This is a genomic window from Polynucleobacter sp. Nonnen-W13, from assembly GCF_018881735.1.
In the GTDB taxonomy this organism is placed as follows: domain Bacteria; phylum Pseudomonadota; class Gammaproteobacteria; order Burkholderiales; family Burkholderiaceae; genus Polynucleobacter.
Genome location: NZ_JACVPU010000002.1, coordinates 189,026 through 202,331, shown reverse-complemented (window position 1 = coordinate 202,331; position 13,306 = coordinate 189,026). Strand labels below are relative to the sequence as shown.

Annotated in this window: 17 protein-coding genes; 11 read left to right on the top strand and 6 right to left on the bottom strand. The window is 46.1% G+C overall.

Translation table 11 applies throughout. From position 1 onward, the window contains the following. The first annotated feature begins 122 nt into the window (after positions 1-122). The gene (locus ICN27_RS06315; RefSeq protein WP_251370797.1) at positions 123-704 is read left to right on the top strand and encodes a hypothetical protein; all 582 of its coding nucleotides are present in this window, start codon (positions 123-125) and stop codon (positions 702-704) included. An 89-nt stretch (positions 705-793) separates the two neighbouring features. On the opposite strand, the gene ICN27_RS06310 is transcribed toward ICN27_RS06315, so the two are convergent. From ICN27_RS06310 to ICN27_RS06300, 3 genes are read right to left on the bottom strand one after another with little or no spacing between them, the layout of a single operon-like run. Further along, positions 794-1,018, bottom strand: coding sequence for a molybdopterin-binding protein (locus tag ICN27_RS06310; RefSeq protein ID WP_046330336.1), 225 nt, complete (start codon positions 1,016-1,018; stop codon positions 794-796). Positions 1,019-1,026: 8 nt separating this feature from the next. Next, positions 1,027-1,902: a substrate-binding domain-containing protein gene (locus ICN27_RS06305; RefSeq protein ID WP_216269394.1), complete on the bottom strand. Its 876-nt coding sequence runs from the start codon at positions 1,900-1,902 to the stop codon at positions 1,027-1,029. A gap of 5 nt (positions 1,903-1,907) precedes the next feature. Beyond that, positions 1,908-2,729 (bottom strand): substrate-binding domain-containing protein, encoded by an 822-nt coding sequence (locus ICN27_RS06300; protein ID WP_216269393.1) that lies wholly within the window; start codon positions 2,727-2,729, stop codon positions 1,908-1,910. 75 nt (positions 2,730-2,804) lie between these two features. Between ICN27_RS06300 and ICN27_RS06295 the strand changes: the two genes are divergently transcribed. From ICN27_RS06295 to ICN27_RS06275, 5 genes are all read left to right on the top strand, one after another. Next, a complete protein-coding gene (locus ICN27_RS06295) occupies positions 2,805-3,830 on the top strand; it encodes a substrate-binding domain-containing protein (protein WP_216269392.1) in 1,026 nt (341 codons plus the stop codon). 81 nt (positions 3,831-3,911) lie between these two features. Beyond that, positions 3,912-4,304 carry a cytochrome c5 family protein gene (locus ICN27_RS06290; protein ID WP_216269391.1) on the top strand — a complete coding sequence of 131 codons (393 nt, stop codon included), beginning with the start codon at positions 3,912-3,914 and terminating at the stop codon, positions 4,302-4,304. Between the two features lie 4 nt (positions 4,305-4,308). Then, the gene (locus ICN27_RS06285) at positions 4,309-4,581 is read left to right on the top strand and encodes a SemiSWEET transporter (RefSeq protein WP_216269390.1); all 273 of its coding nucleotides are present in this window, start codon (positions 4,309-4,311) and stop codon (positions 4,579-4,581) included. Between the two features lie 79 nt (positions 4,582-4,660). Then, positions 4,661-5,353, top strand: coding sequence for a fumarylacetoacetate hydrolase family protein (locus tag ICN27_RS06280; RefSeq protein ID WP_216269389.1), 693 nt, complete (start codon positions 4,661-4,663; stop codon positions 5,351-5,353). 36 nt (positions 5,354-5,389) lie between these two features. Then, entirely contained in the window at positions 5,390-6,436 is a 1,047-nt protein-coding gene (locus ICN27_RS06275; RefSeq protein ID WP_255535046.1) for an alpha/beta fold hydrolase, read from the top strand. 31 nt (positions 6,437-6,467) lie between these two features. On the opposite strand, the gene ICN27_RS06270 is transcribed toward ICN27_RS06275, so the two are convergent. After that, positions 6,468-7,241 (bottom strand): enoyl-CoA hydratase/isomerase family protein, encoded by a 774-nt coding sequence (locus tag ICN27_RS06270; RefSeq protein WP_216269388.1) that lies wholly within the window; start codon positions 7,239-7,241, stop codon positions 6,468-6,470. Between the two features lie 74 nt (positions 7,242-7,315). Between ICN27_RS06270 and ICN27_RS06265 the strand changes: the two genes are divergently transcribed. The 5 genes from ICN27_RS06265 to ICN27_RS06245 all read left to right on the top strand — a co-directional run bounded on the left by ICN27_RS06265 (position 7,316) and on the right by ICN27_RS06245 (position 10,153). Continuing rightward, positions 7,316-7,474, top strand: a complete 159-nt coding sequence (locus ICN27_RS06265) for a DUF5993 family protein (protein WP_216269387.1) — start codon at positions 7,316-7,318, stop codon at positions 7,472-7,474. A gap of 5 nt (positions 7,475-7,479) precedes the next feature. After that, entirely contained in the window at positions 7,480-8,043 is a 564-nt protein-coding gene (locus ICN27_RS06260; RefSeq protein ID WP_216269386.1) for a disulfide bond formation protein B, read from the top strand. Further along, on the top strand, positions 7,988-9,034 hold the full coding sequence (locus ICN27_RS06255) for a tripartite tricarboxylate transporter substrate binding protein (RefSeq protein ID WP_255535045.1): 1,047 nt from the start codon (positions 7,988-7,990) through the stop codon (positions 9,032-9,034). Before ICN27_RS06260 ends, ICN27_RS06255 begins: the two co-directional genes overlap by 56 nt. A gap of 109 nt (positions 9,035-9,143) precedes the next feature. Further along, positions 9,144-9,629 (top strand): hypothetical protein, encoded by a 486-nt coding sequence (locus tag ICN27_RS06250; RefSeq protein ID WP_216269385.1) that lies wholly within the window; start codon positions 9,144-9,146, stop codon positions 9,627-9,629. 35 nt (positions 9,630-9,664) lie between these two features. Next, complete coding sequence (locus ICN27_RS06245; protein WP_215307564.1) at positions 9,665-10,153, top strand: glycine zipper family protein; 489 nt, start codon at positions 9,665-9,667, stop codon at positions 10,151-10,153. A gap of 15 nt (positions 10,154-10,168) precedes the next feature. Here ICN27_RS06245 and ICN27_RS06240 read toward each other — a convergent pair whose 3' ends face one another. Next, positions 10,169-11,560, bottom strand: coding sequence for an MATE family efflux transporter (locus ICN27_RS06240; protein ID WP_216269384.1), 1,392 nt, complete (start codon positions 11,558-11,560; stop codon positions 10,169-10,171). Between the two features lie 3 nt (positions 11,561-11,563). After that, complete coding sequence (locus ICN27_RS06235) at positions 11,564-13,291, bottom strand: glycosyltransferase family 39 protein (protein ID WP_216269383.1); 1,728 nt, start codon at positions 13,289-13,291, stop codon at positions 11,564-11,566. Between the last annotated feature and the right edge of the window lie 15 nt (positions 13,292-13,306).

Below are 13,306 nucleotides of genomic sequence, written 5' to 3'. Positions count from 1 at the left end.
TCATCGAGGCTCCTAATTTAGCAAATTGCACTCATTTAAGGTTTAAATGTGAGCTCTAAGGTTAGAATAAATCGGAGGCTTTGCTTAGCATTGCCCCTTAAAACCTTTATTTAGGAGTTATTTTGAAGAAATCTTTACTAGCTACATTAGTTGCCTCACTCGGTTTAGTTGTTGCAGGCTCAGTATTTGCTCAAGCCCCTGCAAAAATGTTGCCTTTGGCAGCCGAAGCAGTTGTATTGACTGCTACTGTTGATTCAGTCGACGTAAAGAAGCGCATCGTAGTGCTAAAAGACGCTAACGGTAACTTGGCTCAAATGAATGTATCCAAGCAGGTCAATGATTTGGATAAAGTGAAGAAGGGCGATCTGTTTGTAGTTGAACATGCTCAAGCGATTGCAGTTGGTTTGGTTGCAGCCCCTAAGGATGCTAAGCCTGGCGTTTCAGGTGTCCGTGCAGTTGTCATCTCTGGCAAAGGTTCAGCTAAGCCATTTGAAGAGACTACTGATACTGTTTATGCAACCGTCAAAATTAGCACAATCGATGCAAAAACCCGTGTTGTGACATTCACATTGCCATCAGGTGAGAAGCAAAAAGTGAAAGTGGATCAAAGCGTTTTAGGTCTTGAGAAATTCAAGGCTGGTGATGACGTGATGGTGGAGTTCGTTGACGACACTGCAATTGGTTTCGTAACACCAAAGAAGTAAGCATTTAATAATGTATTCAGCATGACTTAGTGCTGATGTACTAAAGAAAAAGGCCCGCATTGCGGGCCTTTTGCATACCAGCTAATCACTTAAGCGTCTTTAGCAATCATGACATCAGAGGCTTTAATGACCGCCCAAGCCTGATCTCCAACCTTGAGATTTAACTCGTCAACTGCCTCATTGGTAATGGATGCGGTGACAATATGACCGGCACCGATATCTAATTTAACGTGAGAGGTAGTTTGACCCATTTTGAGTTCAACTACTTTTCCGCTAAGAGTATTGCGTGCGCTAAGTTTGACTTTAAGTTCCATGATTTCTCCTATTGGACGTATTGTTTGGCGTAGACGGCATCATTGTAGAGGGCTTCTTTGTACTGAGCTTTTCCATAATTGCGAATGATGGCCTGACCTTCATCAGATGCTACAAACTGAATGAACTTAGCAGCAATATCGCGATTTTCAGTTGCACCTACAGGTGCTACTAAAGCATCATAGGTATTGACTAAGTAAGGATCCCCTCGATACAGAATTTGCAACTCAGGAGCGATATTTTTCTCCGCCACCCAAGTGCTGCTATCTGTCATGAAATACGCTTTATCTGCATTCGCTCTTTTGAGTGATGCTGTCATAAAGTCATTAGTCACGATATACCAATTACCCTCTGGCGCGACCCCCGCTTTTTTCCAAATATCCATTTCTTTTTGGTGCGTACCCGATTTATCACCTCGAGAGATAAAGTTGGCTTGGGTCTTCGCAATCTTTGTATAAGCATCTGCACCACTACTTGCAGATTGGATCTTGGCCTTATCGGCTTTGGGGCCCACTATATAAAACTCATTAGATCCAATCAGCGTTCTACCAGTTGCCCATCCTTCAGCAATTGCTTTGTTAACCCCATCTGGTGCATGCACCATGATCATGTCAACTTGCTTCGTTTTCAGCAAGTTGAGGGAAGCGCCGCTTCCTGCCTTAATCCACACCAAGCGCGCACCTTCTTTTTTATCAAAGGCCTCACCAAGTTGTTGTAGTAAACCCAACTCACCAGGGCTACCAGTGGCTAATTTAAAGCTCTTAGCACCTTGACCATAAGTAGCCTCTACTTTTGGCGGATTGGATTGCGCTGTCGACGTTTGCATTCCAAGTCCTAATAGCAAAGTGGTGAGTAGGGTACTAGTGAATAGATGTGGATATTTCATATGCATTATTTCTTGGCATTCGGGAAGAAGAGTTGTTCGCCACCAATTTGATAGCTGGCAATCACGTCTTGACCATTTTTGGAAGTAATCCAATCAATGAATTCTTGGCCTTCAGATTTTTTCACATGCGAGAACTTAGCTGGGTTGACTAACATCACGCCATATTGATTAAATAGCTTTGGATCACCTTGAACCAAGATTGTCAAATCACCACGGTTCTTAAATGAAAGCCAAGTAGCACGATCAGCCAAGATGTAGCCATTCATTGCTGAAGCAGTATTTAATGCTGGACCCATGCCTGAGCCAGTTTCTTTATACCAAGCACTTGGAGCCACTGTGACAGCGGCATCTTTCCAGTAACGCAATTCAGCAGCGTGTGTACCGCTCTTGTCACCACGGGATACAAAAGGTGCCTGTGCTGTAGCGATCTTTTGAAATGCGACTTTGATGTCCTTGCCACCGCCAATTTTGGCTGGATCTGACTTAGGTCCAATCAAGACAAAGTCGTTGTACATAACTTCAATACGTTTTGTGGCAAAGCCCTCAGCAACAAACTTTTCTTCGGCAGGTTTGTCATGAACAAACACGACATCTGCATCGCCACGACGTCCAATGTCTAGGGCTTGTCCAGTTCCAACAGCAACTACTTTGACTTCAATTCCACTCTTCATTTTGAAGATCGGCAGGATGAAGCCAAAAAGACCAGACTGCTCTGTGGAGGTAGTAGAAGAAAGGATAATGCTTTTCTCTTGTGCGTAAGCTGAGCTTCCTACAAGCAGCAGTGCAGCAATGGCGCTTGCCATTAATCGGTTAAATGAGAATGTCATTTGAATTGAGCTCCATCAGTTAGGTTCGGTTAAGATTTGTCATATTACAAAACATCAATATGCAAAAAATTACATATGAGAATTCAGATTCGACCAACCCTAGTTTTTGGAAGTAAGAATGCAAAAGATCCCGCTGTAGTCGATTTGGTGTGGTTGACTGCCTTATTAAAGGATATTGATCACGGCAAAACACTGATGTCTGCCTGTAAAAAAATGGGGCTTTCTTATAGAAATGTTTGGCAAAAGCTCAATGAGGTGGAAATGGCGCTGGGCTTTAAATTAATTGATCGAGTGAGGGGGCATGGCTCTCAGTTATCGGAATACGCAAGATACTTGATTCAATTTACCGAAGACTTTGATCAAAAGACGATGCGATTGGGGCAATCTAGTCTCGCGCATCTAGAAGAGGGGTTTGCTCAATTCAGAGTGAAGGCCAAAAAACAATTACGCCTTGCTAGTAGTAGTGACCTGATTATTCAAAAAGCAGTATTCAATTTTGATGGTATTGAACTCATTACTGCTGGATCGGGTGAGGCTTTGGAACGTCTACTGAATTATGAAGTCGATATTGCTGGCTTCCATGTTTCCGATGCGCAGAGTTCTCTGATCATTTCTAGGAGACTGCAAAAAGAGGGTATGAAAATATTCCCTGTGATGAAGCGTGTGCAGGGCCTATTAGTAGCCAAGGGAAATCCTCTCAATATCATTTCAGCCAAAGACTTGCTAAGACCCAAAGTGCGCTTTATTAATCGTCAGAAAGGATCTGGTACGCGCTTGCTCTTAGATACCATTTTGTCTAAAGAGGGTATTGATACACATGGCATTAAGGGCTATGAAACTGAAGAGTTCACTCACTCCGCAATTGCTACGGCGATATTGGCTAAAAAGGCAGACGTAGGTATGGGTGTTAAAAGTATTGCCTTAGAAAATGGCCTGGATTTTATTCAGCTTAAAGACGAGATCTTCTTTCTGGCGATGAATGAGGATCTGAGTATCAATGGTGATCTTGCAAAACTCATTCGGAAAATTCGTGTTCTCTCTAGCGCTAGTCCAGGCTATAAGTCGATTGGGTTAAACCGGCAGATTGAAGGCTGGCTTTAAGTAGTGCGAGCCTAAAAGAGTGCACCATCTGAAAATGAGATAAATTATGAGTCATACCCACTGACCTCAGAGAACTTGCCCATGAAATCATTCTTCCGCCCCTTTATTCTTGTTGCTTGTTTCCTCTCCCCATTCGCTGCCCTTGCTGAACCCGGTGAGAATACGTATAAGCAAGTCTGCGCAGCCTGCCATGGCGCTGGCGTTCTCAAGGCTCCCAAGTTCGGGGATAAAGCTCAATGGGCTCCATTGATTGCTGAAGGCCAGGTCACCTTGACTGCACACGCTTATGTTGGTGTGAGAGGAATGCCTGCTAAAGGTGGTAACCCCAATCTCACAGTTGAAGGTTTCTCAGATGCAGTGGCTTATATGGCTAATAAGGCGGGTGGAAACTGGAAGTCTCCTGACGCAAAAACTCTAGCAGCTATTAATAAAGAAATTGAATCGCGTAAGGCCGGCTTGAATAAAAAGCAGTAATGACATGAATTTACTGCCACATCAGATTGAGCTCATTGGCTACTGCGCTGCATTTTTAACCACGATTGCCTTTTTGCCTCAAGCTGTTCAATCCTGGCGCACCCGAGATCTCTCTGGAATCTCGGTGGGAATGTATAGCTTATTTACTGCTGGGGTAGGTTTGTGGCTTATCTACGGACTCATTATTGAGAAGTGGCCTTTGATTCTGGCAAATGCCTTGACCTTTGCCTTAGCTCTGAGCATCTTAGTGCTCAAACTCCGTAGCAAGGGTCAGTAATGCCATTGATTCAAGTAGTGTCATAATTCATTTAGATCAGAATGATTAAAACATTAGACACTTATTAGAAAGGCCATTTATGAGCACGACATACGTTATCGATCCACCCATTGTTCCATCGCTACCCGTAGTGGGCGATACCCGTCGTTTTGCTGTGAATCGCATTTATTGTGTGGGTCGTAACTATGCTGATCATGCTCGTGAGATGGGTCATGATCCCGATCGTGAGCCGCCATTCTTTTTTATGAAGCCAGCTAACTCGATCGTTACCGATGGTAAAGATATGCAATATCCAAATCTATCAAATGATGTTCATCATGAGATTGAGATGGTCGTTGCTATTGGTAAAGGTGGTGTCAATATTTCTGCGGATAAAGCGCTCGAGCATGTCTATGGTTACGGAGTTGGTCTTGATATGACTCGTCGTGACTTGCAAGGTGAGGCCAAAAAAATGGGTCGTCCTTGGGATACTGGCAAAGCATTTGATCAATCCGCCCCCTGCGCTGCGCTGACCCCTGCTACTCAGTTTGGTCATCCAACTAAAGGCACAGTGAAGCTTTTGGTGAACGGAGAAGTGCGCCAAGAGGGTGACTTAAATCAATTGATTTGGAATGTTCCTGACACCATTGCTTATCTCTCTACCTTGTTTACGCTTGAGCCAGGCGATTTGATTATGTCTGGCACGCCTGCAGGCGTGGGTCCTGTGAAAAAAGGTGATGTACTTGAGGGATCAGTTGAAGGTTTAAGTCCTCTGAAAATCAAGATCGTATAAATAGTTTAAGCAGTTCAGACAGACAAAGGGGTGGAGATGAAAATGAAGGCACTGGGTATCGCTTTGGTGATGTGCGTGGGAGGAGTTTTTATCTCAGCTTGTACATCGGTTGATCAGCCCAAAGTTGAAGCTCCACCACCCAGTCGCTATGCCAATGCAAGTCCTTTAGATTTACGCCTGAGTACTTGGCCTTATCCCTATCCCACTAAAGAATTTAAAACCTCTCTTCAAGGGCAGCCCGCCAGCATGATTTATATGGATGTGCCTGCAGTTGGCAAGCAGAAGGGTGTCGTAGTTTTGTTTCATGGGAAAAATTTCTCCAGTGATTATTGGGCGCCTACGATCAAAGGATTGACTGCGGCAGGCTACCGAGTCATTGCCCCGGATCAGATTGGCTTTGGCAAATCTTCTAAACCAGACGTGGCATACCATTTCGATGATCTTGCCCAGAACACACAAGTTTTGTTGAAATCGCTTGGCGTGAGTAAGACTTCAGTGATTGCCAACTCGATGGGCGGTATGGTGGGTATCCGGTTTGCGCGCCTTTATCCTAAAACTGTCCAGAAACTGATCTTGGAAAACCCATTGGGTCTTGAAGACTACAGCAAAGATATTCCGCCACAGACCAATGACAACTTACTGAAGTTGGAGATGGCGCAAACAGAAACTAGTTATCGCCGTTTCTTGCAATCGTACTTTCCAGTGTGGCAGCCAAGCTTTGAGCAGTTTGTAGAGGTCTATGTCAGGATTCAAAAAGGACCTGACTACCCAGCCTATGCAAAGACCTCAGTGTTAACTTATCAGATGATTGCTGAAAAACCAGTAGTGGGTGACTTGCCTCAACTGAAGATGCCGGTATTGCTGGTTATTGGCCAGAAAGACAGAACCGTATTTGGTCGCCGCTTTGCTCCACCCGAAGCGGTCAAGTCTTTAGGTAATTTTCCTGAGTTAGGTCGTAAAGCAGCGCAGGTCATTCCGAATGCAAAGTTAGTTCCCCTAGATAATGTCGGGCATATTCCGCACATTGAAGCGCCGGATGTTTTTGTTCAGACGGTAGTGGATTTCTTAAACTCGAAATCCTAAATCAGGCGGTCATCGAAATGGTGGTCGATCTTTATTTACCAAGCCACTGAGGCGGGCGTCCTTCAAGGAAGGCATTGACCCCTTCTTTGAAGTCAAGGCTGTTGTAAGTCTGCCTCATGAGCTCGGTGCAATCCGGTAAGTTACTCTCCATCAAGCGTGCCAAAGTGACTTTGCTCGCCTTTTGTGTCATGGGTGCGAGGGTCGCTAATTTCCCAGCTAAAACTTCAGTTACTTCTGCAATAGCATCAGGGGTAGTAGTTTGGTAGAGGTAGCCTGAGCCAAGTAACTCGGGTGCTGTAATCAGTTCTGCACTGAGTAACATGCGCTTTACCATTGGCACGCCTAAGTGATAAGCAATCCAAGATAGATTGCTGGGCGATAAACAGTTACCCAAGGTCTTGGCGACTGGAATACCAAAGCGCGCATCATTGGTCGATATTCTGAAATCACATGCAGTAGCAATGAGTAAGCCGCTACCTACTGCTAATCCTTCGATGAGTGCAATTGTCGGAATCGGCAAATGTTGAAGGGAGTGAAAAATAGCATCTACGGCAACTTCATAAGGCTCATCTTTTTTGAGATCTACAAATTGCTGTATGTCGCTGCCCGATACAAAGGCTTTATCACCGGCGCCTCTAAAAATAGCTACCTTGATCTCTGGCATGTTTGCGATCGCATCGCAAATTCGCTTGAGTTCTTCATACATAGGCCATGTCAAGGCATTGCGTGCACTAGGATTATTGAAGGTGATTCGGGCTGTAGATCCATCAAGCTGAAGGTCGATGCAGGGTGGGGCGGAGTTCATTGCCTCATTCTATACAAAAGACCCTTTGAGGCGCTTGTTTTTCGGTATAGATCGACCTGCGATAGAATTCATTTATGTATATGTTTCTACCTTTCCTGACAGCCTTTATCGGTCTTGTCCTTGTGTGGTTTGAGAAACGACTGGCAGGTTTAGTGCTACTGGCTATTACCGTTGGCATCTTGATGTTCTGGTTCCGCATTCATGCGAACAGTCATCTCAATCTCAATTTCTAAAGAAGATGAGTAAGCACTCTTTTCCTTCTTTGGCAGGTCTTGGTAATCAGTTGGCTTTGACTGCGATTATTGGCATGTTGTCCTATGCCTTTGTCGATCAACTGTATTTCGGTGAACTGCCATGCCCACTGTGTCTTATGCAGCGTATGGGTTTTGTGATTATCGGCTTTGCACTAGTGCTCAATATTCGTTGTGGTGCGCATTCTGCTCACTATGGCTGGGGCATCATTGGTGGCTTAGTAGGCATGACGGTATCTTTGCGCCAAGTACTCTTGCATGTTTTACCGGGAGACAAGGGATTTGGTGCCACTTTTCTGGAGCTGCATTTTTATACCTGGGCTTTCGTAGCTTACCTTGGCCTCATCGCAGGGCTTGCGATTCTTTTGATGTTACCTAATCGAGAAGTACGCTCACGATCCTTGTTGGCCAATACATTAATCATTCTATTTATTGTTTTAGTCTTTGCTAACCTAGCTTCTACTTTGCTGGAATGCGGCATTGGCCCTTGTGCTGATGATCCTGTTCAATATGAGGGATGGATTTGGCTGCGTACGCGTTTTGGTTTTTAAGTCGGCGCCTGTGAAGTGTCTTCTAACCTTACTGGTTTTCTTGGGCCTCACTAATTTCGCCCAATCCCAAACAATTAAAACCGATACTGCTTGGCCTAAACAAGCCATCAAAATTGTGGTGACATTTACCCCCGGTGGTGCGCCCGATATTTTGGCGCGTGTACTAGCTGAAAGTTGGCAGAAAAGTCTAGGTGTGCCAGTGCTGGTAGAAAATCGTCCCGGCTATGGCGGCAATATTGGCGCTGAGCTGGTAGCCAAGAGTGAACCGGATGGCTACACACTCCTGATCGGTACTGTAGGTATTCATGCAATCAACGGCGCCCTTTATGACAAGATGTCTTTTCATCCGATCAATGATTTCACGCCCATTAGTTTTTTAGCGAGCACCCCCAATGTACTGGTGGTCAATAAGAGGTTGGGCGTCAATAATCTTCACGAACTCATTGAGCTCGCCAAAGCCAAACCGAATGAGCTTACTTTTGGCTCATCTGGTGTCGGCACTTCATTGCATATGTCTGGCGAACTCTTTAAAGAGATGACTGGTGTTCAGATTCGGCATATTCCATATAAAGGAAGAGCCCAATCCTTGCCTGATCTCATCAGTGGTCGTATTTCTATGTTGTTTGACAACCTGTCTTCATCCTTGCCTTTGATTAAGGCGGGTGAGGTTCAGGCTTTGGGAGTAACGACTCTAAAACGCTCTCCAGTAGCTCCAGAGATTCCGACCATGGCAGAGCAAGGCTTACCTGGATTTGAGGCAACCTCGTGGTTTTCTCTCATGGCGCCAGCAAATCTACCTCCAGATCTACAAAAGCGTTTAAATACCCTAACTCGCCAAACCCTCAATCAGACCGAAGTCAAAAATAAGCTTCGTGCCAGTGGTTTGGAACCAGCGCCAGGAAGTCCCCAAGACCTTCAGAAGCTGATCCAATCCGAGACGAATAAATGGGGTAGGGTTATTTACAAATCAGGCGCAAAATTAGAGCAGTAGCACAATGCGGCAAAGTAATAAATATCTTAATAAAAGCCCTATTCCTGTCAGCTTGGATTTAGCTGATGCGTTAAAGGTAGTAGGAGGCGACCATTTAAAGGGGTCCACTATGAATACAGCTCAACTGCAATACAAATACAGCATCTCTAAAGTGATGATGATGCTCCTCACGATAGCAGGACTATTAGCGCTTATATCGGCGTCGGCACCAGCTCAGGCGGGTAATGTCGGCTGGGCGGTCTCTGTTGGGGGTGGCTATGGTGGCGGTTGGCGTCCTGCAGCATATGGGCCAGGCTATGGCGGCGGATGGGGCCCAGGCTGGCGTGGTGGATATTATGGTCCTGGCTATGGCTACCCTTATGCTGCTGGCTACTATGCACCACCCGTAGTTTATGCAGCGCCACCCGTGGTGAGCTATGCGACTCCGCAGCAGCCTATGGTATTGGCTTCTCAGCCCCAGGCTCCAGTTTGGTATTACTGTGAAGCAAGTGGGCAATACTTTCCATACGTACAAAGTTGTGCGTCAGGCTGGCAGACTCAGCCGGCAATGCCACCGTCGGGCAACGCGCCTACCAAGCAGTACAGACAAAATTAACCAATGAACTAAGTGACTCAATTTAGGAAATGAATATGAAACGTGCCGTACTGACTTTGGTCATCATCAGCTCTTTAGTCTCTTTAGCTGCTTGTGTCTCTGCGCCAACTGGCCCAACGATCGCCATCATGCCGCGTGAAGGCAAACCTTTTGAAGTGTTCCAGCAAGAAGATCAGCAGTGCCGTGAGTTTGCTGCAAATGCAATCAAAGATACTAGTAATGCTGCCTTAAAAGAAGGCGCGACCAGTGCGGCAATCGGCGCAGCTATCGGTGCGGCAGCTGGTGCTGTCATTCAGGGAGGCAGTAGTCAGAACATTGGTACTGGTGCAGGCGTTGGCTTACTCGGTGGTGCCGCCATGGGTGCTATGAATGCATCTGGCAAACAAAACCAAGCGCAGGCGCAATACAACATCGCTTACCAACAGTGTATGTACTCCAAAGGCAATCAGGTACCAAGTTATCCATCGCAGGGAGGCAACCCTAACTACAGGCCTCCAAGTAGTGGATTTAAACCGATTCAGTAAAACAATTTACCGAAATTAAACCTGAACCGGCGGATGCGTTTTCTCAAATCGTGCTGCCGTTCTTCTAAAGAGATAGAGTAAGAGTAGAGCAGCTAATCCTAGGCTCATACTATTGCCAGCCCAAAAGCCGTTAGCGCCTTGTAAAAACTCCGGCGTATTGCCTAATACATTAAAGCCCATCAAATATCCACCACCCAAACCTACACCCCAAAGTGAGCCTGCATAAATCAGCATAGGCCAGAAGGCAATACGATAGGCACGCAGAATAAATGCTGCAGTCACTTGCAAGGCATCAAAGAGTTGGTAAAAAGCAATAAACAGAAAGAGGGGGATGGAGAATGCCTTCACCTCGTCCGGTGGATCGTAAAGATCTAGTAAGTCCACTCTAAAAATCCACACCATCACCCCAATGAAAACACATAAAGTGGTGGTGAAGAAAACCGACGACCAGCCAATTTCTTCTGCACGTTCTTGTTTATCTGCGCCAATAGATTGAGATACTAAAGTCATCGTGGCAATCGATAGGGACAGGGGCACCATGTAAATTACCGTTCCCATATTCGCCACAATTTGATGGCCAGCTAAAGCAGTGGTGCCTAAGCGCGCAATAAAGAGTGACATAAATGTAAAAGAGGTCACTTCAATTAAATAACTAAAGCCAATGGGCGCACCCAATTTGAGTAGGGTCCAGATGCGATGCCAGTCAGGCCAACTAAAGCGTACAAATATTTTGAATGGTTTATAGAAGCCATCAAAGAGCACAAAGCCTAGCGTGATGATGAGCCAGAACCAGTTGATGATGACAGTAGCAACTGCGCAGCCTGGTCCACCCATACCTTCAATGCCCAAGCCCCCATAAATAAACAAAAGATTGAGTGGCAGTTTTAAGCCCAAGCCGATCAGTTGCACTACGGTAATAACTGTTGGCCTTGAAACCGCATTGTGAAGCGCCATGAGCACGCGCATTGCCATGCTGGCCGGCAAACCAATTGCTAGGATATTGAGATACAACTTGGCCTTACCTTCAATATCTGGTGTTACTTGAGAGATTTCTAGTAAGTGATCTGCATTGAGCAAGATCGCAGCGCCTAATAAGGTCAGCCCAAGAGCGAGCCAGGTGGCTTGGCGCACTTCCTCGCCAATCTCACCAAAACGCTTGGCTCCAAAGAGTTGTCCGGCAATTGGGGCAAGGGCAGAGATTACGCCAGTGAGCCCAACATAAATACTAATAAAGATCGCTGAAGCCATTGCCAGAGCAGCTAAGTCATCGGCAGAATAGCGCGCTGTCATTGCAGTATCTAAAACACCAAAGGTAATGACTGCTAGTTGACCAATGAGAAGTGGGCCTGCGAGTTTTAGAAGGGAGGGAACATCCTCGCGCAAACGCGATAATTTAAAGTGCAACACGTTTTATTCTTTACCTGCAGGGGTAATTTGATAGAGGCGCAGACGCTCATCACGATCAGACGCACGGCGATCTTCCCAGAGTAATTCAATTTTCTTTTTATTGAGGCTGGCATATGCCTTGGCCTCTAAAGAACTGTGAGTCAACATCAGATTGCAGCTGGAATCATCACGCAAAGGTAGTTTGGTGAAATAGCTAAATGATGCTAATTGAGCTGGGCCCAGATTAGATGTATCAATGCATCCTGGTGTATTGGCAATAATCGTTTCCAGACGATCAGAAACATAGCGATAGGTCTTAGCGTAATTGATGGTTGGCAACCATAAGGTCATTAGCAGAACCCACATCAAGGTGGTGCCAGAGGCGGAGATGATGAGGCAGCGCCAGATTTCTTTAGGGGCGCGAGAAGTTCTCCAGCGCACAATTGCCAACCATACACCCGTAACCACTAGGGCGACAATAAAACTGATGTAATCAAATTGCGCCTGAAAGCCAGGTAATAGTCTTGCTAAATTTGCAGCGGTTGATTCTGGGAAGCCAGTCACCTTAGCGAGCCAAATAATCCAAATAGCCAAAGCGATCATGGTGAAGCTAAACATCGCAAACCAATCAATAAAGCTAATCAGGTTGCGCTTGAGAATCGGCAAACTAAATGCAGCAATGATCGATAAACTGGGAATCAAAATGATGAGGTCATGTTCGTTTGCCTCTAGGCGGAACAGAACATAAATCAAGCAACCAATAAACAAACTCAGCGGAATGCACAGATGAGGAGCGCGCCATTGGCCTGCCTCTTTTACTCGACCCCAATGTGCGAGCGAGATGATAGCCAAGGGCCAAACAGGCCAGGCGTAGGCCCAAAAGTTAACACTCAAAAATCCTAGGGATTCAATAGAAGGTGTTGCGCGCATTTCTGGCATGTTGCGCCAACCTTCTTGTGCGATATGACGCCACTCGGGAGTAAGGTCACCCAAATACCAAAGTGCCGGCCAAATCGCAAAACCGATGAGACCGAAGACCGTACTAGTTAAGGTCCAGCGAAAGCGTAACTTCGCATTACTGGCAATCACTGCAATGATGGTGGAGCTGACGATGATGAGGCTGAGCGTCAGATTGCTTGAGAGCGCCACGATCGCAATACCAAGACCAGTCCAAAGGCCGCCTTGCCAGGGTTTATCCAAACCACGTACTGTGCCGTATAAGACAATGCTGATGCCCATCAGTTGCGCCATCATTGGCGTAGTCTCATGCGCACGTTGCGCAAGTCCAACGCAAGCTAAGAAAATTAGTAGCGCACCATCGGCCATAGTCATGCCGTAATTTTTACGACCAGGCTGACCACCAACTGCCAGTACCATTGGCTGCACTTCTGGACGACGCCCCAATAGATAGGTTGCGTACCAAATGGCTAGTGCAGCGGCAAAGAAGCAAACTGCCGCATAAAGACGTGCCGCATTGGCCATGCCAATGAATGGACCAAACAAATCCATCAGGGTGGCGCCTAGCCAGTAGGGGAAGGGTGCGCCAAGAGAAACATCACGCCCCGCAAGGTGCGGCACAATCCATTCGATTGCTTTGCCACTGTGCAAAGTCCACATGCCACCAAATCCAATAGCATCTTCGTTCTTCCAGGGGTCACGCGCAAAGAGTCCGGCAAAACCATAGACTAAAGTCAACGCAAAAATAATGATGCGTGGAATGGAGGTAGTGGCGGCGGCGGTGAGTTTGACCATATAAAACTAGCAATA